Origin of the sequence: Promicromonospora sp. NPDC060271 (assembly GCF_042726755.1) — a bacterium.
Classification (GTDB): domain Bacteria; phylum Actinomycetota; class Actinomycetes; order Actinomycetales; family Cellulomonadaceae; genus Promicromonospora.
The window spans coordinates 1-20,944 of the sequence record NZ_JBHXBG010000100.1 but is presented as its reverse complement, the minus strand read 5'-3'; the positions used below and the strand labels follow the sequence as shown (position 1 = coordinate 20,944).

Here is a 20,944-nt window from a genome sequence, read left to right as displayed (position 1 = left end):
GTATTTGCGCTGTCGGAACGTTCCGACAGCGCAAATACCCAGCACTCAACGGTCAGGCGGAGGGCGGGGTGACGTCCACACCGTTCAGACGGTCCAACAGGTCGGGCGGGAGCGTCAGACCGACGCCCTCGACCGCCGTGTCGAGCTGGTGCACCTTGCTGCCGCCCAGCATCGGCCGGATGCCGCGTGCCACGAGCCAGGCGAGGACCACTTGACCGCGTGACGCCCCGACCTCTGCAGCTACCTCGTCGAGCACCGCGAGGCGCTGCGTGCTGCCCGGGTGGTCGAAGATCTCGGGGATCGGCTTCGCCGGGTTGTCGTACGCCCCGGACAGCAGCGGCGTGTAGGCCCACACGTCCAGGCCCTCGACGGCGGCCAGGTCGGCCAGCTCGTCGCTCAGCCAGCCGAACCGGTGGTTGCCCGTGAGCGTGCCCGGACGGGGCTGGAGGTAGCTGTAGGCGTGCTGCAGCACGCTGAACGGCTCGACCCCCTGCGCGACGGCGTGCCGCCGGGCCCGCTCGACCCGCCACGCCGGGTGGTTGGAGAGGCCGATGCGGGCCGTCACGCCGTCGGACACGAGGGCAGCGCAGGCGTCGGCGGTCTCCTCGACCGGGACCGAGCGGTCCTCCATGTGCCCCCAGGCGAGGTCGACGTGGTCGGTGCCGAGGCGGCGCAGGCTGCCGGTGATCTGCTCACGGATCGCCGCCGGGGACAGTCCGGTGCGGGAGGCGGGCCAGTTCGCCGCGTCGCGCGGCTCGGCCCCGAACTTCGTGGCGAGCAGGATGCGGTCGCGGACGCCGGGGCGCGCCGCGAACCAGCGGCCGAGCAGCTCCTCGCTCTGCCCGCCGTAGCCGGACTCGCTCGCCCAGAAGGCGTAGCAGTCGGCGGTGTCGATCCACCGGCCGCCGGCCTCGACGAACCGGTCCAGGACGGCGAACGACGTCGCCTCGTCGACCGCCGTGCCGAACATCATGGCGCCGAGCACGAGACGTTCGGCGGGCGGGGTGTCATGGGCGGCGGCGGGCTCGGTGGCCGGTGACGTGCTGGTGGTGGTCTGCGACGTGGTCATCGAGGTGGTCATGGGACGAGCCAAAACCCTGGAGCGCACTCCAGGTCAAGGGCAAGATCTGAACATGACCACCTATTCGCCCGCGCAGGCCGCCGAGGTCTCCGGCTTCAGCATCGACACGCTGCGGTACTACGAACGGGAGGGCATCCTGCGTCCCATCGCGCGCACGTCGAGCGGACACCGCGCCTACACCGACGACGACCTGGGCTGGCTCGACCTCGTCCACTGCCTGCGCGACACCGGCATGCCGATCGCCGACCTCAAGCGGTACGCCGAGCTGTCGCTCGACGACACCACCCTTGCCGCGCGGGTGGCGCTGCTCGACGAGCACGACCGGCGCGTGCAGGAGTCGATGGACACGCTCCGCCGCCAGCAGGAGCGGCTGCGGGAGAAGATCGCCTGGTACCGGGAGCAGGGTGTGTGAGCCATCGACCGCGCCGCGGACGGCCGGGCCAAGGTTCAACCTCAACCAGAGGTTGAGGCTCAACCTCTGGTCGAAGGTTGGCCGGCTCTCCGCCCGAGCCGCCGCCGAGCCACCGCCGTCAGGAATATCCGTCGGCGACAGGCTGAGACTTTTCTGGGACGGGCGCGTAGGCGCTGGTAGGTTGCCCGCATGACGTCACCAGCGCCAGGCGTCGGCGAGGTCGCGCCAGCGGCCGTCGGCCCCGGTCCGGTCCCGTTGCCTGATCCTGAGCTCCCAGCCGCAGCCGCAAGAACCTCCGTCCTGGACCCCGAGCCGGTTCCGGGCCCGGCGACCGATCAGGCCTCGGCTGCTGAGCCTCCGCCGCCTCCCCCGTCCGACCAGGACCCGGTCCTCGACGAGGCTCCGGCAACCGACGAAGCCCCGGCACCTGACGAGGCCCCGGCGCCCGACCCGGCTCCGGCCACCGACGAGCCCCCGGTGCCCGCGCCGCCGTCCGACTTCGTCCCGGTCCTCGCACCCGAGCCAGCACCCGGCCTCGCACCGGTCCGTGCCCCGCTCGCCGGAGCGCTCCCCGTGCGCCCGGTCCGCCGCATCCCCGCGAGCGGCGAACGCATGGGCCGGTTCACGCTCGCGGAGGCCCTGGGCCACGGCGGTTTCGCGCACGTGTACCGCGCGGTGGCCGACGACGGCTCCGACGTGGCCCTCAAGGTCCTCACCGGCCTGCACGACGACGCGCGCGAGCGCTTCACGCAGGAGGCGCACCTCCTGGAACGCCTGGACGGCAGGGGCTTCCCCCGCTTCGTCGAGTCCGGCCTGGACGCGGACCAGCCCTGGTTCGCGATGGAGCTCGTGCCAGGCACCACGCTGCGGGACCGGGTGCGCGAGGAGGGCCCGCTGTCCGGACGGGAGGCGCTGGGCCTGGCGATGCAGCTCGTCGACGCGCTGCTCGTGCTGCAGGAGCAGCGTGCGCTGCACCGTGACCTCAAGCCCGCGAACATCATGGTCGACGGCGACCGCGCGGTGCTCATCGACCTGGGCATCGCCAAGGTGTTCGACGCCGCGACGTCGACGCAGCCGGCCGGAACCGTCTCCTACATGGCGCCGGAGCTGTTCGGACGGCGGGTGCACCCGCGGTCGGACGTGTACAGCCTCGGCCTGCTGCTCCTGTACGCGAGCACGGGCACGCTGCCGCTGGACCTGAACTTCCTGGGCCGCGACCTGGTGGCGACCGACCTGGTCGACGAGGAGCCCGCCGGCGTCGTCCCCGACGAGGACCCCGTGCCCGCGCCGCCCGTCATCGACCGGCACGTGCGGTCGCTGGTGCTCGCCATGACCCGGTACCAGCCGGACCACCGGCCGCCGCTGGAGAACATCGCGGCGGTCGTGCGTGCCCGCCTCTCGAGCACGACGCCGGACCCGACGCTGATGCTCACCTCGCAGGTCCTCAGCGCCGGCGTGACGGCGGCCGAGGCGGCTGCCCTCCCGGCGACCGACGTGCTGACCGGACGCGGCCACACCAAGCTGTTCCAGCCGGGCTACCGGCCCGACGCCGTCACGCCCTCCTCGCGCGTGACGGAGCCCTGGCACGCCCTCGTGTACGACCGCGCACTGATGAGCGTCCTGGCCGAGGTGCACGCGGACGGTTTCGACGGCGCCGCGGAGCAGGTCGTCGCCGACCACGTCGCGGAGATCGGCGCGCACGTCGCCGACGGCCGCACCCCCGCCGAGATCAAGGACTGGATCTGGCAGGCGATGCGCTGGCGGACCGCGTCTCCGCCCGAGGGCCACGCGGACACGCTCCGCGGCTGGCGCGCGTTCCGCAGCCCCGAACCGGTCCGCGAGGTCGAGCAGGCACCGGCCGGAGGCAGGCGGGCGGCTCCCCCGGCCGTCCTGCCCGGATCGGCGGCGCCCTCACCGGCGGCGGCGACCCAGGTCGTGCGCAAGCAGGCCGCGCCGCCGCAGTCGTTCGAGCCGCGCAAGAGCCCCGTCAAGCATCTCGGCCCGGCCCCGAAACAGCCGCCGGTCAAGCGGGTCGCGCACGCCACGCGCCCGATGCCCGTCATGCAGCCGCCCGCCCGGCAGCAGCCCGCCACACGTCCGCCGAGCATGCAGCCGGGGGCCCGCCCGGCCGTCCAGCCGGCGGTCCGCCCGGGCGTGCAGCAGGGCGCCCGGCCCGGTGCGCAGCAGCGGGTGCAGCCGACGAGCCAGCCGGCCACGAAGCAGCGGCCTCCGGCTCAGGTCGCCACGCCACCGCGCAAGAAGAGGCCGTGGCCGCTGCGCCTGCTCGGCGCCCTGCTGCGCTGGGTCCCGCGGCTGCTGCTCCTCGTGGCCGTGTACCTGCTGGTCACCCAGGACCCGCAGGCGGGCGACCCGTTCCTGGCCGCGCCGGCGTTCGCGCTCGCCGCCCTCGGCCTGTCCGCCCTGCTGCGCATCCTCGGGCACAGGATGCGGATCTGGTTCTACGTGGTCTCCGTGCTGCTCGTGGGGGCGGGTTCGGCCCTGCTGTGGGCGACCAGCGCCAACCTGCTGTACCTGGGAGCCTGACGAACCACCCGCGCTGACCCGCCCTACCCGGCGGACGCGCGGGGCGCGCACCGGATCACGGCCTGGCAGCTGCGCAGGAACGAGGCCGCGACCCTCGTGGGCTCCCCGAGGTAGCCGGCGACCATGATGCCGTCACGCAGCAGCATCAGGTCGTCGGCGATCGCGGCGGGGTCGGCCAGCCCGAGCGGCGCGACGAGCCGTTCGAAGGCGCTCGTCCACCAGTCGCGGTGCGCATCGACCAGCTTGCGGACGGCGCTGTCCGGGTCCGGGTACTCCGCGGCCGCGTTGATGAAGGGGCACCCGCGGAAGCCGGGGCTGCACGCCGCCGCCCCGGTGTGGTCGGCCATCAGGCCCAGCGACACGTCCACGTCGCCTTTCCCGTAGGCGATCGCCGCGTCGACGCCGTCGCGCTCGAGCGCGGCGCGCGACTCCAGGTAGGCGACGATCAGGTCGTCCTTGCTCTGGAAGTGCCGGTAGAACGTCACCTTCGTGGTGCCCGCGCGCTCGATGACCTTGTCGACGCTCACGGCGCGCAGCCCCTGCGCGTAGAACAGCTCGTTGGCCGCCTCGATCAGGCGTTCTCGCATGGACCCTTGCACGGTCGCGATCATACGTGGCTCCTCTCCTCGCTCCCCTTGCGCCCGGCGCCGATGGATGTGTACTGTCCAGACAGGTGGAGTTACTAGTCATTCTACCTAGACGTATCGCCGCTGGGAAGGGCGCACCCGCTCCCGGACCGCGGCCTCGATCACAAGGAACCCCATGACAACCGCTACGGAATCGCCCACTGCCACCGCCCTCTCGCTGCGGAACCTGTACTTCGTACGGTTCGGCTTCGCCATCGTCTGGGCGGTGCTGCTGTTCGCCGTCGGCAAGACCCTTGGTCCGGTCACCATCGGCCTGCTGGTGCTCTACCCGCTGTTCGACGTCGCGGCCGCCGTCGTCGACTTCCGGTCCTCGAAGACCGCACGGCCCACCGTCGGCCTGTACCTCAACATGGCCCTGAGCCTGCTCACCGCCATCGGGCTGGCCGTCGCCGTGACCTCCGGCATCCCCGCCGTCCTGCGCGTCTGGGGCGTCTGGGCGATCACCGCGGGCATCGTGCAGCTCGTCGTCGCCGTGCGCCGCTACCGGCTCGGCGGCCAGTGGGCCATGATCCTCAGCGGCGGCATCTCCGTGTTCGCCGGCACCGGCTTCTTCCTGATGGCCGGCGGACCGAACGCCATGCTGACCTCGCTGGCCGGGTACGCGACGCTCGGCGGCATCTTCTTCCTCGCCTCCGCGCTGCGCCTGCACCGCGTCGCCAGGAAGGAGAGCTGACGATGACCGAGAACACCTTCGACGTCGTCGTCATCGGCGCGGGTCCGGTCGGCGAGAACGTGGCCGACGGCGCCGTCAAGGGCGGCCTCACCGTGGCGATCGTGGAGAGCGAGCTGGTCGGCGGGGAGTGCTCCTACTGGGCCTGCATGCCCACCAAGGCGCTGCTGCGGGACGCCGCCGCGCTGCGCGCGGTCCGCCACCTGCCCGGCGCGAACGCCGCCGTGACCGGAGAGCTGGACGCCGCCGCGGTGCTCGCCCGCCGCGACGCCTTCGCCGCCCACTGGCACGACGACGGCCAGGTCGCCTGGCTGGACGGCGCGGGCATCGAGCTCGTACGCGGGGTCGGCCGGATCAGCGCGCCGCGTACCGTCGAGGTCACCGGCGCCGACGGCGGCACCACCGTCCTGACCGCCCGGCACGCCGTGGTCGTCGCCACCGGCAGCAGCGCGCGCATCCCGCACGTCCCCGGCCTGGCCGACGCCGCGCCGTGGACCAGCCGCGAGGCCGCGTCCGCCCAGGCGGTCCCGGGCCGGCTGGCGATCATCGGCGGCGGCGTGGTGGGCGCCGAGATGGCCACCGCCTACGCGGCCCTCGGCGCCCAGGTCACGATGATCGCCCGCGACGGGCTGCTGCCCTCCGTGGAGCCGTTCGCGAGCGACCTGGTGGCCGAGACGCTCAAGGGGCACGGCGTGACCCTGCACCTGCGCACCGAACCCGAGAGCATCCGCCGCGACGAGGCCGGGACCGTCCACGTCCGCCTGCTCGACGGCACGACGTTCGACGCCGACGAGGTGCTGGTCGCCACGGGCCGCACGCCGAACACGACCACCATCGGCCTGGAGCACGTGGGGCTCATCCCCGGCGACTGGCTGCGCGTGGACGACTCCCTGCGGGTCCTCGGCAGCGACGGCGCACCCGTCGGCGACGGCTGGCTGTACGCCGCGGGCGACGTCAACCATCGCGTGCTGCTGACCCACCAGGGCAAGTACCAGGCCAGGGCGCTCGGCGAGACCCTCGTCGCGCGCGCCGGCGGCAAGCCCGTGGACCTCGCGCCCTGGGGCCGGCACGCGGCCACCGCCGACGAGCTCGCCGTCCCCCAGGTGGTGTTCACCGACCCGGAGATCGCGTCCGTCGGTCACACCGCCGCCTCCGCCGAGGCGGCCGGGCTGCGCATCCGCGCCGTGGAGTACGACCTCGGGGCCGTGGCCGGCGCCTCGCTGCACGCCGACGGGTACACCGGTCGCGCGGGCATGGTCGTGGACGAGGACCGCAAGGTGCTGGTCGGCTTCACCGTCGTCGGCCCCGACGTCGCCGAGCTGCTCCACGCCGCGACGATCGCCATCGCCGCGGAGGTGCCGATCGACCGGTTGTGGCACGCCGTCCCGGCCTACCCCACGATCAGCGAGATCTGGCTCCGGCTGCTGGAGACCTACGGCCGGTCCGCGTAGGTCGTGCGGGCGGCCGACCCCGCCGCCGGCCGCGCCGAGCGGCCGGCGGCCCGGTCTCACCGCTCGTCGTCGTGCTGCTCGCGCAGCAGGTCGCCCGCCTGGTCGCCGTTCCGCTCGTGCCCGATCGCCTCGAGGGTCTGCTCGACCTTCTCGTCCGGCTGCCGCGGCGGGAGGAGCGGGGTGTCGCGGTCGACGACCGCCTCGACGACGACCGGCCGGTCGGCCAGGAGCGCCGTCGTCCAGGCCTCGCGGACCTGCCCGGGCTCCTCGACGCGGATGCCCTCGAGCCCCAGCAGCCTTGCGTAGTCGGCGTACGGGAAGGCGGGCACCGTCTGCGACGTCGGGAACCCGGGGTCGCCCTCCATCTCGCGCTGCTCCCAGCTCACCTCCGCGAGGTCGCCGTTGTTCAGCACGAGGACGACGAACCGTGGGTCGGCCCACTCGTGCCAGCGGTGGGCGACCGTGATGAGCTCTGACAGGCCGTTCATCTGCATCGCGCCGTCCCCCGCGAGCGCCACCACCGGGCGGTCGGGACGGAGCAGCTTCGCCGCGATCCCGTACGGCAGGGCGGAACCCATGGAGGCGAGCGTGCTCGACAGGTGCGCGGGAACGCCGGGCGGCAGCCTGAGGAACCGCGCGTACCAGTAGGTCACGGAGCCCACGTCCACGGCCACCTGGGCGTCGGTCGGGAGCTGTGCGGACAGCTCGCTCAGGACGAGCTGCGGGTTGAGCCGGCCGGTCTGCTGGGCGACACGCCGCTCGGCGACGTCGTGCCAGGTGGCGACGAAGCCCTCGACGTCCTTCCGCCAGCCGTCCCGCTCGGGCAGCAGGGGCAGGAGCGCGTCGAGCGTGGCGGCGGCGTCGCCGGGCAGGGCCGCCTCGACGGGGAACTTGGTGCCGATGTTGCGGGCCGTCACGTCGATCTGCACGGCCCTGGCCTGGCCCGGCGCCGGGTAGTACTCCGTCCACGGGTCGTTGCTGCCGACGATGAGCAGGGTGTCGCACCCGGACATGAGGTCGGCCGAGGCCGTGGTACCGAGGTGGCCCATGACGCCGCAGTGGTAGGGCAGCGACTCGTCGAGGAGCGGTTTGCCGAGCAGCGAGGTGGTCAGGCCTGCGCCGAGGCGTTCGACGACGTCGCGCACCTGCCGCTCGGCGCCCGCCGCACCCTGTCCGACGAGGACGGCGACGCGCTCGCCCGAACCGAGCAGGTCGGCGGCGGCGCGCAGCTGGGCGTCGCCGGGCACGCTCCGGGGGTGGGCGTACGCCGCCGAGGACCGCACTATCCCGTGCCCCTGCTCGTCCTCGTCGGGGGCCTCGGCCTGCTGGATGTCGTGCGGCACGATGACGCACACGGGGCTGGATGTGGCCAGGGCGGTGCGGAACGCGTCGTCCAGGACATGCGGCAGCGCCTCCGGCGACGCCACGACCTGGAGGTACTGCGCGCACACGTCCTTGAAGAGGGTGTGCAGGTCGACCTCCTGCTGGTAGCCGGAGCCGAGCGCGCTCGTGACCACCTGCCCCACGATCGCCACCACCGGCCTGCGGTCCAGCTTGGCGTCGTAGAGCCCGTTGAGCAGGTGGACCGCGCCGGGACCCTGCGTGGCGAGGCAGACGCCGACGCCGCCCCCGTACTTCGCGTGGCCGGTCGCCATGAAGGCCGCCATCTCCTCGTGGCGCGCCGTGACCAGCTCGATCCGGACCTCCTGCCTGCGCAGGGCCGCGAGGATCGGGTCGACCCCGTCGCCCGCGTACCCGAAGACTCGCTCGACGCCCCAGTCGACCAGCCGGTCGACGACGCCGTCTGCCACGGTGGTGGAGCTCATTCGTTCTCCCCCGTACTCGCCCGCCTCGCGGCGGTGGGCACCGGCGCCGGCGTCGGCTCCACCGGGGGCGCCCTCGTCTCAGTCTGGACGGGTGGGGCTGTGCTCGCAGGGGCGGGTGTGCAGGACGACGGATGGCTCACCGCAGGTGCAGAAAGCTCCACCATGGTGCGGGAGCCGGTCGACTCAGCCCAGCGCGTCCATCAGCGCGGTGAGGTATGTGTCCAGCCGCTCCTCCACGACCCGCGTCGTCAGCCGGGTCTTTCCTGCGGCCCGCCACGGTTGCGCCACGAGCTCTAGTTCCTCCGAGGCAGCCAGCGAGTCTCGCACCTGCCAGTACAGGCGCTCGCTCGCGGTCGAGGCCAGCAGCCCGCCGGCCTCTTCGTACGCCTCGGCGAACCGCTGGCCCCACGCCGGACCGTGCAGCAGCGCGAGGTTGGTGGAGCAGTGCGCCACGTCGAGGTCCGTCGGGCCCCAGGAGGCGCCCGCCCAGTCGACGACCCCGGTGATCCGGGCGCCCGCCGACGTCGACGGCGACACGTCGAAGAGCACGTTTCCGGGTTGGAAGTCCCGGTGCAGGAACCGCCCTTCATAGGCCGGCGCGGGCCGGCGGATCACATCGATCGCCGCGGCCCACACCGCGACGTCGGCGGACCTCGGGGTCACGACCGTCTCGGGGGTCGTGAGCGCCGCATACTCCCGGGGTCGTTCGACAGAGCGCACCGCGTGGATCGCCACCAGCTGACGGGCAAGCAGAGGGAGGCGCGTCTCCAGTCCGTGGTCGTCGAGGATCGGCCGGCCATCCAGATGGGTCATGAGGAGCGACGGGTACTCGCAGTGCTCGGCCGCCGGATCCACGGCGACCAGTCCAGGAGCCGGCACGCCGGTTCCTGGGAGGGCGGTCAGGGCGCAGGCCTCTCTGGTCAGCCAGTCCTCGGCGTGCTCCGTGTCGACGAAGGTCCGCAGCACGAGGTCCCGGGTGCCGCGGCCTCGCGTGCCGACGGTCAGCTTCCGCATCTCGGCGGTGATCCCGCCGTGCAGCGCCCGGGTCCGGACGATCCGTTCGCCGGCCTCCAGGTGCCGGGTCACCCAGGCAAGGGTCGACGGCCGGACTGCCGCAGGCTCGTCGTGGTTCACCGTGCCAGCCCAGCACCCGGACGACAGCGCACGCAACGCTTTTCCACCGGCGCGCTTTTCCACCGGCGCAGCGGGCTACGCGACGACTTGTCAGCGACCGGTCGGTTCCTCCGCACCGAAACTCAGGACGACGACGCCCGGTCCCCGCACCGTCACCGTCGTCGCGCTGGGGCGGATCTCCACCGTCGCCGGATCGGTCCCGAGCGCCACTCCGGAGTCGAGCGCGACCGACGGCGGCTCGTCGTCGTGCTCGACGACCGCCGTCACCGGCCGGTCCTCCAGCGCGAGCACAACGTCGATGCGGCCGCCGCCGTCGGCAGACCCGCTCTCGACCGCACCGCGCGTCAGCACGATCGCCCCGTCCTCGATCCGGACCGTCGTGGCCCGACGATCTCCCGACGCGATCGCGGGCTCGGTGTGCCGGAGCCGGATCAGTGCCCGGTACAGGTCGAGCATCCGGCGTCCGACCTCGGAGCGGGGTTCCGCCCAGTCGAGCCGGGACGCCTCGAACGTCTCGCGTGCCTGCGGGTCGGGCACCGCGACGTCGGCCCCGTACAGCTCGGCCCAGCCGTGCCCGCCGAACTCCCGCGCACGCCCGCGGGAGATCGCCTCGGCAAGCTCCGGCTCCTCGTGGTCCGAGAAGTACTGGAACGGCGTGGTCGCGCCCCACTCCTCCCCCATGAACAGCATCGGCGTGAAGGGCCCCAGCAGCACGACGGCGGCGCTCACCGCGAGCGCCCCGGGCGCCAGCACCCGGGAGGGCCGGTCGCCGAGCGCCCGGTTGCCCACCTGGTCGTGGTTCTGGGAGCAGACGACGAAGCGCCGCCCGTCCGTCTCGGGCGGCACCGGCGCGCCCCAGGGCTTGCCGCGGAAGGTGGACCAGCCGCCGTCGTGCACGAAGGCGCCGGTGAGCGCCTTGGCGAGCGTCTCGGGCGCGCCGAAGTCGTCGTAGTAGCCCTGCCGTTCGCCGGTGATGAGGGCGTGCAGGGCGTGGTGGACGTCGTCGGCCCACTGGGCGGTCATCCCGTACCCGGAGCGACCCTCGAACGCCTCGCCCGTGGGCGTGACGGTGCGGGGGTCGTTGGCGTCGGACTCGGCCACGAGCGAGAGCGGCCGCCCGATCTCCTTGGCCAGCGTCGCGACGGCGTCGGACAGCTCGGCCAGCAGGTGCTGGGGCGAGTCGTCGACCAGGGCGTGGACGGCGTCGAGGCGCAGGGCGTCGACGTGGAAGTCGCGAAACCAGCGCAACGCCTTCTCGATGACGAAGGCGCGTACCTCGGCGGAGCCTTCGCCGTCGAGGTTCACGGCCGCGCCCCAGGGCGTCTGGTGCCGGTCGGTGAAGTAGGGGCCGAACTCGGCGAGGTAGTTGCCCGACGGGCCGAGGTGGTTGTCGACGACGTCGAGGCAGACGGCGAGGTCGCGCGCGTGGGCGGCGTCCACGAATCGTTGCAGGGCGGCCGGGCCGCCGTACGGCTCGTGCACGGCCCACAGGGCGACGCCGTCGTACCCCCAGCCGTGGTGTCCGCCGAACGCGGCCACGGGCATGAGCTCGACGACGTCGACGCCGAGGTCGACGAGGTGGTCGAGGCGCCCGACGGCGGCGTCGAGCGTGCCCTCGGGCGTGAACGTGCCGACGTGCAGCTCGTAGGTGACGGCGCCAAGCACGTCGCAGCCGGGCCAGTCTTCGTCGGCCCAGACGTGTGCCGCGGCGTCGAACGTGCGGGACGGACCGTGCACGCCCGAGGGCTGCCACGGGCTGCGCGGGTCGGGGCGCGGCGGGCCGCCGTCGAGCGAGAAGGCGTAGTCGGTGCCGGGCAGGAGGGGACGCGGGATACGCCACCAGCCGCCGTCGTCGGCAGTCATGGGCTCTGTGCTGCCGGACGTCGGCAGGAAGAGGTCGACGCGGGAGGCGCGCGGTGCCCAGACGCGCAGGGTCGGCGTCATGCGGTGGCTCCGTCCGTGCGCTCGGCCGCGCCGGCAGGCTCCGCCACAAGCAGGGCAACAGGCCACGAGCCGAGGATGTCGCCGAGGTGCACGGCGCCGCCGTCGGTGGTCAAGTCCGTGAGCAGCGACCGCCACGCCTCGCCCGGGTTCGGTTCGGGCAGCACGACCGTCGCCTCCGCCTGGCCGGACGCGTCGCCGAGCCGTGTCGCGACCACGGCCACCCGGGGTCCGGCAGCGTCCCGCCGGGCGAACGCCACCGCGCGGCCCGTCGTCACGGGCAGCGGCTCGTAGCCGGCGTCCTCCCCGACGAACGCGTCGGGGTGCGCCCGCCGGACACGCAGCGCGGCGGCCGTCACCGCGAGCTTCTCTTCCGCGAGGTCCGACGGCGTCCGGCCCGTGTCGAGCGCGGAGAGCGTGCCCGCGAGCGCCTCCAGGTCGACGGGACGCCGGTTGTCGGGGTCGACGAGCGAGGTCCCCGTGATCTCGGTGCCCTGGTAGACGTCGGCGACGCCGGGCACGGTGAGCTGGAGCAGCTTGGTCGCGAGCACGGAGCGGCGCACGGTCGGTGTCACCCGCTCGACCCAGTCGGTGAAGCCGTCGACGACGTCGGGGTGGGTGAGCAGATCCGTCGCGTACCGCACCAGGCCCTCCTCGCGCGCTTCGTCGGGTGCGGTCCAGGTGGTCCACGCCTTCTGCTCTCGTGCTGCCTTGACCAGGTAGGCGGTGAGACGGTCGGCCTCTATCGGTCCAGCCGGGGTCCACGTGCCCGCGAGCGTCTGCCACAGCAGGTTCTCGGTACGGCCGTCGAGGTCGGCGGGGCGCAGGTCCGCCGTCGCCTCACGCAGACGCCGCACGAGTGCGGTCCAGGCGTTCGCGTGGGCGGCGATCGCCCCGATGCGCGAGCGCACGTCCTCGCCGCGCTTGGTGTCGTGCGTCGAGCCCGCGGTCATCGTCGCGGGCCACGACTCGGACGTGCGCCGCGCGAGCGCGTGGAGCTCGTCCGGCCCGACGCCGAACCGGTCGGGTGCGCCGCCCACCTCGCACAGGCTCACCAGGTGCGTCCAGCGGTAGTACGCGGTGTCCTCTACGCCCTTGGCCATGACGGCGCCGCACACCTGGGGGAACCGGACGACGAGCTCGGCCCGCCGCTCCTCGTTCTGGCGGCCCGCGGAGCCGACCTCTCGCCCGAGCACCAGGTCGACGACGACGTCCAGCGTGTCGTGCCGGTCCGGGTCGAGCCGCGACCGGGCGACGTCGGCCGCCTCGCGCACCACGCGCTCGGCCATGGGCGGTGCCGCCTCCCCCGGCACGACGTAGGCGCGGTACCGGCCGAACGCGACGATGAGCTCGGTGACGCAGTCCTGGAGGGACCGGAAGGTGTGGTCGCGCAGCCGCACGTCCTCGCGGCAGATGTCGGCGAGCATGGTGGTCAAGAGGTGGGTCTCCGCGTACAGCGAGGTCTCGACGATCTGCCGTTTGGCCTCCTCGACGAGGTCGTCGAGGGTGGTGTGCTCGCCCGTCACCTCGTGCAGGAGGCCGGCGAGCGGGGCGGCGCCGTCCGGGTCGACCTGGAGCGCGTGCAGCCGCCAGACGGTGTCGTAGCCGGTGGTGCCGGCGACGGGCCAGTCGTCGGGCAGCTCCTCGTCCTCCTCGAGGATCTTCTCCGCCGCTATCCACGCGCCGCCGGTCGCCTCGCTCAGCCTGCGCAGATACCCGCGGGGATCGGCCAGGCCGTCGGGATGGTCGATCCGGAAACCGTCGATGACGCCCTGATCGAAGAGCTCGAGCAGCAGCGCGTGCGTGGCGTCGAAGACGCCGGCGTCCTCCACTCGGATGCCCGCAAGCGTGCCGACGTCGAAGAAGCGGCGGTAATTGAGCTCCTCGTCGGCCACACGCCAGTACGCGAGCCGGTAGTGCTGGCGGCCCACGAGTTCCGCGAGCGGCAGGTGCTCCGTCTCCGGCCGGACGGGGAACAGGTGGTCGAAGTAGCGCAGGACCGGCTGTTCCTCGTCGGCTCCCCCGTCCCCCGGGACGACTGCGTGGTCGAGCACGAGCTCGTCGGCGGCGAGCACCGTCCCGATCCGCGCGCCCAGCACGGGCATGAGCAGCCCTTCGCCCTCGGCGAGGTCGATGTCGAACCACTTCGCGTACGGGGACTCGGGCCCGTACTTCAGCACGGACCACAGGGCGCGGTTGTGCCAGGCGGGAGTGGGCACCGCCATGTGGTTCGGCACGACGTCGACGACGACGCCCATCCCGCGCGCGTGCGCCGCGGCGGCGAGCCGTTCGAGCCCTTCCCGGCCACCGATCGTGTCGCTGATCCGGGTGTGGTCGACGACGTCGTACCCGTGCGTGGAACCCGGCGCGGCCTGCAGGACGGGCGAGAGGTAGAGGTCGGTGATCCCCAGGGTGTCGAGGTAGGGCAGTGCTTTCTCGGCCTCGGCGAACGTCAGGTCAGGGCCGAGCTGCAGGCGGTAGGTGCTGACTGGGGTGCGGCGGCCTGGTCCGGGGAGATGGGAATGCACTGTGCCTCCGTCGCTCGGTGGTCTCTCGGGCTTCACCGTAGGCGGGGAGACTGACACTCGCCTCGCATTGAGGGCGAACGCCGTTGAGCTCCGACGTGCTGTACTCGCACCGTGCACCTTACGACGCGAGTACGCATCGATGAGTTCTGGCAGCGGACCTTCGGCGCGACCAGCCAGCAAGACGGAGAAGTCCGCGTCGTCGCACACGGTGAGCACCTCGCCCGCTACCCCGGCGTCTACGCCGTACTTCGACAGGGCACGGTCCTCATCACGGCGCCGTCCGAGATGACCGCGCAGGTGCGCGCGTGGCCATTGAGCCCGAACACCGTGATGAGCCCGGACTGGTGGACCGAGCGGTTACCTGGCTGGAAGGTGCTCGGCCCGAGCATCCACTCATTTGCCAGCTCGCACGAGCAGCTACAGGCCGCTGGATCGGCCCTTCCTCGTCCGCCGGATAACGATGCTCGACACCAGGCTGTCGACGAGCACACCGAAGAAGGGCAGCGCGTACACCGTGCAGGTCAGTCTCCGGAAGCTCTCGGTCTCCCAGTCAAACCGCGCGTCGTACCAGCCGGCATCGCGCGCGCTGGTCCGTCTGTCCTTCGACCCGACAGGCCCCGCAGAGGCCCAGTACGTGAAAACGGTCAGGACGAACTCGGAGGGCAAGGTCTCGATGCGGACCACGGCAAAGCGCTCCGGTACGTGGATCGCGAGGTACGCAGGGACCACGACGACGTACACCAGCTCGACCGACTCCGCACGGATCGCCCTCCGCTGACGGTCCGGACGACAGACGCACGGAGGCCGTCGCACCCCTCCTCCGAGAGACGCGACGGCCTTCGCCGCCGTTCGAGGAGCCCGTCAGGGCAGTACGGACCTCACGACAGCCGTGCCAGGTGCCGGCCGACGCGCCATCGCGCCTCGATGGACCCGTACAGAGTTCGCAGAACGTCACACAGGCCCGGACAAGGGGCGCCTGCTACATCAGGTTCACGCAATGATGGTTCCTCCGCCAGGCGTGGGCCCAGCCGCGGCGGGGAGCCACACGTCGGGGAACGCTTCACGGACCGCGTCACGAAGTCTGCCCTTGCAGAGCGCATGAGCAGGCCCTGCGGCCGGACCTTCCCCGAGTCTTCGGCCTGACCTGCTGCCGAACACCCAGGTTCACATACCGATGCCGTACCCGCGGACGTTGCGCCGGCGCCCTCCAGGTCAAGCACAGACGGCCCGGAATCGCTCCACGACCAGCACCCCGCCACCCGGCCCGGACCGCACAAAGGCTGCCTGGCTCGGGAGGCACGTTCACCGCGGTGCCGCTCGCACTGCGGCCGTGCAGAAACCCCGCCAACTGACCTCTCGGCGTGGCGTTGTCCTGACCTACCGCCACGGCAACCCGCAATCAGAGAACGCCGCGAGATCCAAGACGCTCCGGCTACGGGTTGCCCTCCTCTGCAGTCCTCCACTTGTACCTACCAGCGCCTGGTTGACCGGTCGGTCCCCAGGCCCAATCCCGCGCTCGTTCATGACCCCGTTGCATAAAACTGCATCGCTACAGGTGGATGAAACCCCGCTGGCGCCGCCCACCCTGTCAGTACTCTCCGGACAGTGAGAATCACCAACTTCCGACCGCGGCAAAGCAAGGAAGCTGCCCACCTCGTAGCTGACGCACTTGCCAACGAGCCGCTCAACGTCTACATGGTGCCCGACGCCAAGCGACGTGTGTTGCCCACCCTGATCCACTTCCGCGAAGCGCTGCGACTGATCACGCCCGCGCAGGCCGCCCGAGTAGCGGTCCACGACGGGCGGATCATCGGACTGGCCCTCTGGGCAAACATCATCGCGCACGAAACGTACAACCCGATTGACCCGCGCCTGGCTCGCGTCACCGGAAAGCTCCATCGCCGCATGGGAGACGCCTGGCCCCACCTCGTCGCCGTGCACACCGCGCTACGCCCCGTGCTTGAGGGTGAAACCGGTTGGCTCCTCAGCACCCTCGCAGCACACCCCGACCACCAGAACATCGGCATCGAGGATGCCCTCCTGCGCGACGGCCTCTCCGAAGCAGACCTGGACGGCGCGACCGTCTCAGTCCTCGCATCCACCCCGAACGAAGTTCAATCCTTGCGACAGCACGGCTTCGAGATCACCGAGATAATCGACGAGCTCCTGCCAGGAGCCCCAACCCTGTGGAAGCTGAAACGGCCTGCACTCAGCACTGCACCCCACCCCGCTGCGTGACACCACATCTCCGTGACGCTAGGGCCCGCAAGCAGCCCGGAGTGCCGACCAACGCGACCCTAGTCGGGTAACACCAAGGAGCAGCCAACAGGTGCAATTGGGTGGGGTTCCGATCTCTCGCGCCTCAGCACCCAATGGAAAGCACACCCTGCTGGATCGCCACCGATTCTAGCGTCGCGTACGTCGAGCCGCAGGCCAGAGCCGGTCGCAACTAGTACCGGAGAAGAGCACACCATCGGTCGACGGCACCCGGATCAACCCACCCGTGTTGCCTATCCGTGCAGTAGACCCCATCCCGCGAACGTCGACCGGACGAGGAGCGCGCCCGCCGCCTGCTCACGTGGCGCAAGAACAAGGGCGAACACCTCAACGACTCGCGAGCCCACCTTCCTCGAGGCGGCTCGTGTCATTGAGCATGAGACACAACCCGGCTCAGGTCCGCATCACTCGTACTCGATGAGGTCCTCCACTGCCTGTCGAAGCCAGTCATAGAAGCCACCGAGTTCGGCCTGCTGCTCCCATCCGGCAGATGCAAAGTCGTGGATCACTACAACGCTTCCTGCCCTACCAAGGTCCCAACAAGCGACATCGTCGTTGTCGATACGACGAGCAAACGGCACAAGTATCCGAGTCGGGTACCGTCCGCGCAGGCCCTGATACCGGCTGTGGAGCTGATCGCCTTCCAGAATCAGCCAGGGCTCTAGATCGGTGATTCCTAGTTCGACAACGCGGATGAACTCCGGCGGATAGTCGAACCCGGTCGGCAAGTCGTCGATGCTCAGCAGTTCTGCCATATCAGCCCGCCCATCCCGTCCACGGTGAACCGTTGCGCCAGGCGTTCCGATACCCGGCACCCTGGTTGCCGATCCTATTCAGGATCGCTTCTCCCCATGTCGTCGGCAACACGCCCTTTTTTGTCGCGAAGCGACCAGCCTGATCTGCCGGGATCAGATCGTCGAAGAGATGAATTGTCGCCCGCACATCGATCCCAGCACGCTTCGCTGCGAGGACACGCCGGTTATCCACCGAGGTGAGGCCACCATCTTCCATCCGCACGACGTCGATCGCATCGCCAGCCCACCCGTTTGCACGCATGCTCTCCTCGATCTCGTGCACCCCGTCGCCCACAGTTCGCTGGCTAAAGCGAATCTCACTCGCCGAAACGGTATTTGCGGCAACCCCGGGTTGTCCGGGAGCGGTAGGGCAGTTATGGACAAGTATCGCGTCTGCCCGGTCCATCATGGGCGGCCCTCGAGTGACTCGGGCCCCTCCGTCAACTCCGGCCGCGATCACGGAGTACGTGTGCAGACCCTGGACCGTCAAGTTCCAGGCTGGCTCGAACGTCACCTCCTCGGTCAGAACAGCGTGGACCTCCATCGTGCCACCCTCTGCGGTCAGCACGAGTTCGCCCGGGTGGAGCTCGTCGGCACGCTGGAACTCCTGCTCCGTCTGCGACCAGAACGGGTGATCCTCCGTCGTCCGGATCTCCCGCCGCTGACCCGTCGACGTGGTCAGCACCAGGGTGAGCACCACGTCGTCGTGCCCATGAGTCGCCTCGACGCGCTTGGCTACCTTCTTGCCCGTCTCCGGGTCGGTCGCCAGCACCTCGTCGCCCGGCTTGATCTGGTCGATCGCCTTGACGGTGCCGTCCGCCATCAAGACTCCCGTGGACCCGGCGAACGAACAACCGGACCCGGTGAGGCGCTGCTTCATGTTCGACACAGCACTCGAGATGCGCTGCGCAGTTGCCTTTGCTGCAGCAGCAGCCTGGGACTGCTTGACTCGCGCTGCCGTCGCGGCAGCAATGTTCGACGCTCGCTGAGCAGCCGCCGAGGCCACCCCCCTGATCGCGTTCGAGGCCGCGGCGGTAGCGGTAGGCGCGAAACGACGCGCAGCCCAGCCCAAGGCACCACCACCGATCAGACCCGAGGCCGCGCCCAGCGCCGTCTCCCCCAGGAAGCTCTTCCAGCTGAAAGGCTCCGTCTTCTGCACCTTCGTGCGCCACAGGTTTGACACCGCCCCTGCGACTGCCCCGCCCAGCACACCACAAGCGACCGCCCCGACCCCGGTCCATCCGATCGCCACACCACATCCGATACCGACGACGGCCCCGGCAACGCCACCGATGATCGCGGCCTGGTGCTTCTTGACGAAGCCACCGACAGCCGAGGCAGCCTTCGAGAACCAGGACAGACCCGACGGGTCGGAGTACGTCACCGGGTTGTTCCCCGAGTACACATACGCGTTGAACTGCGCCGGCGTACCAGCGTCCAGCTGCGGATCAACACTCAGGAAGCGCCCGATGACAGGGTCGTAGTACCGGGCACCCAACAGCACCAGCCCGGTCCCTGCGTCCTCGACACCACCCGCAGCACCCAGGAACCGCCGATCACCCGGCAGTCGGTCCGCGCCGGTCAGCACCTCTCCGGAGTCGGGGTCAGTGGTGGTGGGCGTGCGATCACCACCGAACGGGTCGGTGTACAACCGCGTGACAGAGTCAGCGGTCCAGACAGTGTTCGGCACCGACGCCACCGGCGTGCCCTGCTGATCACAGACCAGCGAGGTCACCCCGCCAAGGCCTCGTCCGTTACGCACGGCGACGGTCTGCCCCGCGAAGCTGTAGTACCGAACCACTCCCACAGCACCAGCGGGATCGACATGCACCTCCTGTCCACCGGGCAGGTACACCGTCGTACCCGAGACATCGGTACGCGTGATCCGCTCACCCTCGGCGGAGTAGACGTACGACGCCTCACCAGCCTCGGTGGTGTTCTCCCCCTCGGTACCTTCGCCGCTGGTGGCGACGGTGGCCAGCTCGCCCTCGCCGTCCCAGCCCAGCAGCTGCGTGGTCTCCACCGCCCCGTCACCGTCGAGGTCGTCCTCGACCTGGGCCGGGTCCGACGCGTCGACCGGCTCGGAGAAGTTCCGCGCCGTCTGGTTGCCCGCGGCATCGTAGGAGAACGACGCGACGGTCCTCGCCGGGGCATCACCGATCGACGCCGCGGGCCCGGTCTGCTGGGTCATCGCCGTCACCTGGTGCGGCCCCGCCCCACCCCCGGCGTGCTGGTAGTTCGTCCGCACCACATCGGTGCCGCCGTCCAGAACATGCTCGGTCAGCGACGTGCGGTTGCCCACCGCGTCGTAGGTGTACTTCTGCCAGTACGGGGCCGCACTGAACTCAGCGGTACCGACATCGGCGGGCTTCACATTACCGACGGACGCCGCGCAGGTGCCGTCGGCGTCGGTCCACGCCCCCACGAGGCGGCCGAGGCCGTCCAGGTCGAAGCACTGGTTGTCGTCGTTGACCTGCGCGTCGCCGTTTGCCGCATCCCCCACCGTCGGCGCGTCCTTGATCGACAGGACGTTTCCGGCGTCGTCGTAGCCGTAGGTGATGTCGACGTCCCGGCCGTTGAACCGCTCCCGGTCCAGCCCGATCCCCTTCAGCCTGCCCGACGCATAGTCCCAGTTGTACGTGACCACAGCGCCGTAGGTGTTGCCCAGGTCCATCGCCAGCGGCTTGCCGTCCGCGGTGAACTGCGAGTCGGCCACATAGGTGCCCCAGCCGAAGCCGCCACCCATCCACACGGGCATGCCGGCGTCGTCGTAGAACGTGGTCACGTGCTCGGCACCCAGCACCGAGGCATCCGGCGTCGTCGCGTCGTCATCGGTCGCGGTCACGGCGGGCAGCACCTGCTGGCGCACCGAACCGTCGAGCCGGTACTCGTACGAGGTCGTGAACTCACGTTCGGCCAGCCCCGTCAGCCCGGGCAGGTCGCTAGGCAGAACCATGGTGGTCGACGTCGGGCGGTACGCCGCGTCGTAGGCCCCTACCTTCGTCGTGTAGGACTTGCCGTCCTGAATCCGGGTAGAGCTCGACGGCAGACCGAGTGCCTTGGCTTCTGCCCCACCCGGACCCGGGGTGACGTCGTAGGTCCACGACGAGCGCACCGTACCCGCGCCGTCCGCGACCCGGGTCGGACGTCCGAGGTTGTCGTAGGCGTAGACGAGCGTGTTGGCGTTCTTGACCGCTTCGCTCGCCCCGGTTGCGTTGCCGTTCCCGTTGACGGTCCGCTCGACCTGCCCCACCTCGTCGTACTCGGTCGTCGTGGTTCCGGCGTCCGGATCCGTGGCGCGGATCTGGCGGCCACCGAAGTCGTACCCATACGTCCAGGTGCTGCCCGCCGGGTCCTTCATCGACGTCAGCTGCCCGAATCGGTTGAAGGTGTACTTCGTCGCCTGGTACGTGGTCGTATCCAGGTCACGAGGATTGAACCCGGGCAGCGTCGACGGCTCGTACCAGTGACCGTCCGCAAGGTCGGACGACACGGTCGGCCGGTTCTTGTGCTCCCACAGCGCGGTGGTCCGTCCCCGACCGTCCGTCACCGTCGTGGTCGCCGTGGCGCCCGCCCGGGGCCCGCCCCGCCGGTTAGGCGCCAGGGGCGTATAAACAAAAAAAACGGCCGCCGCGAGTA

At 71.1% G+C, this 20,944-nt stretch carries 14 protein-coding genes; 5 read left to right on the top strand and 9 right to left on the bottom strand.

Annotated features, from left to right (window positions below; translation table 11 throughout):
- Positions 1 to 52 precede the first annotated feature (52 nt).
- On the bottom strand, positions 53 to 1,081 hold the full coding sequence (locus tag ACFWE2_RS16110; RefSeq protein WP_377225226.1) for an aldo/keto reductase: 1,029 nt from the start codon (positions 1,079 to 1,081) through the stop codon (positions 53 to 55).
- Positions 1,082 to 1,133: 52 nt separating this feature from the next.
- Here ACFWE2_RS16110 and ACFWE2_RS16105 point away from each other — a divergent pair, with 52 nt between their 5' ends.
- A complete protein-coding gene (locus ACFWE2_RS16105) occupies positions 1,134 to 1,493 on the top strand; it encodes a MerR family transcriptional regulator (protein ID WP_377225225.1) in 360 nt (119 codons plus the stop codon).
- Positions 1,494 to 1,682: 189 nt separating this feature from the next.
- A complete protein-coding gene (locus ACFWE2_RS16100) occupies positions 1,683 to 4,037 on the top strand; it encodes a protein kinase (protein WP_377225224.1) in 2,355 nt (784 codons plus the stop codon).
- A gap of 23 nt (positions 4,038 to 4,060) precedes the next feature.
- Here the strand turns inward: ACFWE2_RS16100 and ACFWE2_RS16095 are convergent, their stop codons facing one another.
- Entirely contained in the window at positions 4,061 to 4,648 is a 588-nt protein-coding gene (locus ACFWE2_RS16095) for a TetR/AcrR family transcriptional regulator (protein WP_377225223.1), read from the bottom strand.
- Between the two features lie 151 nt (positions 4,649 to 4,799).
- Between ACFWE2_RS16095 and ACFWE2_RS16090 the strand changes: the two genes are divergently transcribed.
- Positions 4,800 to 5,357 carry a hypothetical protein gene (locus ACFWE2_RS16090; protein WP_377225222.1) on the top strand — a complete coding sequence of 186 codons (558 nt, stop codon included), beginning with the start codon at positions 4,800 to 4,802 and terminating at the stop codon, positions 5,355 to 5,357.
- A gap of 2 nt (positions 5,358 to 5,359) precedes the next feature.
- Entirely contained in the window at positions 5,360 to 6,805 is a 1,446-nt protein-coding gene (locus ACFWE2_RS16085) for a dihydrolipoyl dehydrogenase family protein (protein ID WP_377225221.1), read from the top strand.
- 56 nt (positions 6,806 to 6,861) lie between these two features.
- Here ACFWE2_RS16085 and ACFWE2_RS16080 read toward each other — a convergent pair whose 3' ends face one another.
- The 5 genes from ACFWE2_RS16080 to ACFWE2_RS16060 form a co-directional block, all read right to left on the bottom strand.
- Entirely contained in the window at positions 6,862 to 8,631 is a 1,770-nt protein-coding gene (locus tag ACFWE2_RS16080) for a thiamine pyrophosphate-requiring protein (RefSeq protein ID WP_377225220.1), read from the bottom strand.
- 183 nt (positions 8,632 to 8,814) lie between these two features.
- Positions 8,815 to 9,765: a phosphotransferase family protein gene (locus ACFWE2_RS16075; protein WP_377225219.1), complete on the bottom strand. Its 951-nt coding sequence runs from the start codon at positions 9,763 to 9,765 to the stop codon at positions 8,815 to 8,817.
- Between the two features lie 90 nt (positions 9,766 to 9,855).
- On the bottom strand, positions 9,856 to 11,709 hold the full coding sequence (treZ, locus tag ACFWE2_RS16070; RefSeq protein WP_377225218.1) for a malto-oligosyltrehalose trehalohydrolase: 1,854 nt from the start codon (positions 11,707 to 11,709) through the stop codon (positions 9,856 to 9,858).
- Entirely contained in the window at positions 11,706 to 14,234 is a 2,529-nt protein-coding gene (gene treY / locus ACFWE2_RS16065; protein WP_377225217.1) for a malto-oligosyltrehalose synthase, read from the bottom strand. Before treY ends, treZ begins: the two co-directional genes overlap by 4 nt.
- A 417-nt stretch (positions 14,235 to 14,651) precedes the next feature.
- Positions 14,652 to 14,975: a hypothetical protein gene (locus tag ACFWE2_RS16060; protein WP_377225216.1), complete on the bottom strand. Its 324-nt coding sequence runs from the start codon at positions 14,973 to 14,975 to the stop codon at positions 14,652 to 14,654.
- An 864-nt stretch (positions 14,976 to 15,839) separates the two neighbouring features.
- Between ACFWE2_RS16060 and ACFWE2_RS16055 the strand changes: the two genes are divergently transcribed.
- Positions 15,840 to 16,472 (top strand): hypothetical protein, encoded by a 633-nt coding sequence (locus ACFWE2_RS16055; RefSeq protein WP_377225215.1) that lies wholly within the window; start codon positions 15,840 to 15,842, stop codon positions 16,470 to 16,472.
- A 443-nt stretch (positions 16,473 to 16,915) separates the two neighbouring features.
- Here the strand turns inward: ACFWE2_RS16055 and ACFWE2_RS16050 are convergent, their stop codons facing one another.
- Both ACFWE2_RS16050 and ACFWE2_RS16045 read right to left on the bottom strand, forming a co-directional pair.
- On the bottom strand, positions 16,916 to 17,266 hold the full coding sequence (locus tag ACFWE2_RS16050) for a hypothetical protein (protein ID WP_377225214.1): 351 nt from the start codon (positions 17,264 to 17,266) through the stop codon (positions 16,916 to 16,918).
- A 1-nt stretch (position 17,267) separates the two neighbouring features.
- Positions 17,268 to 20,944, bottom strand: a 3,677-nt coding sequence (locus ACFWE2_RS16045) for an RHS repeat-associated core domain-containing protein (protein WP_377225213.1), incomplete at its 5' end; no start/stop codon positions are given.

Excerpts from the sequence above, each read along its gene's own strand:
- ACFWE2_RS16095 (WP_377225223.1), bottom strand. The coding sequence starts at position 4,648 with ATGATCGCGACCGTGCAAGGGTCCATGCGAGAACGCCTGATCGAGGCG.
- ACFWE2_RS16100 (WP_377225224.1), top strand. The coding sequence starts at position 1,683 with ATGACGTCACCAGCGCCAGGCGTCGGCGAGGTCGCGCCAGCGGCCGTC.
- ACFWE2_RS16080 (WP_377225220.1), bottom strand. The coding sequence starts at position 8,631 with ATGAGCTCCACCACCGTGGCAGACGGCGTCGTCGACCGGCTGGTCGAC.
- ACFWE2_RS16110 (WP_377225226.1), bottom strand. The coding sequence starts at position 1,081 with ATGACCACCTCGATGACCACGTCGCAGACCACCACCAGCACGTCACCG.
- ACFWE2_RS16050 (WP_377225214.1), bottom strand. The coding sequence starts at position 17,266 with ATGGCAGAACTGCTGAGCATCGACGACTTGCCGACCGGGTTCGACTAT.
- treZ (WP_377225218.1), bottom strand. The coding sequence starts at position 11,709 with ATGACGCCGACCCTGCGCGTCTGGGCACCGCGCGCCTCCCGCGTCGAC.
- ACFWE2_RS16085 (WP_377225221.1), top strand. The coding sequence starts at position 5,360 with ATGACCGAGAACACCTTCGACGTCGTCGTCATCGGCGCGGGTCCGGTC.
- ACFWE2_RS16090 (WP_377225222.1), top strand. The coding sequence starts at position 4,800 with ATGACAACCGCTACGGAATCGCCCACTGCCACCGCCCTCTCGCTGCGG.
- ACFWE2_RS16105 (WP_377225225.1), top strand. The coding sequence starts at position 1,134 with ATGACCACCTATTCGCCCGCGCAGGCCGCCGAGGTCTCCGGCTTCAGC.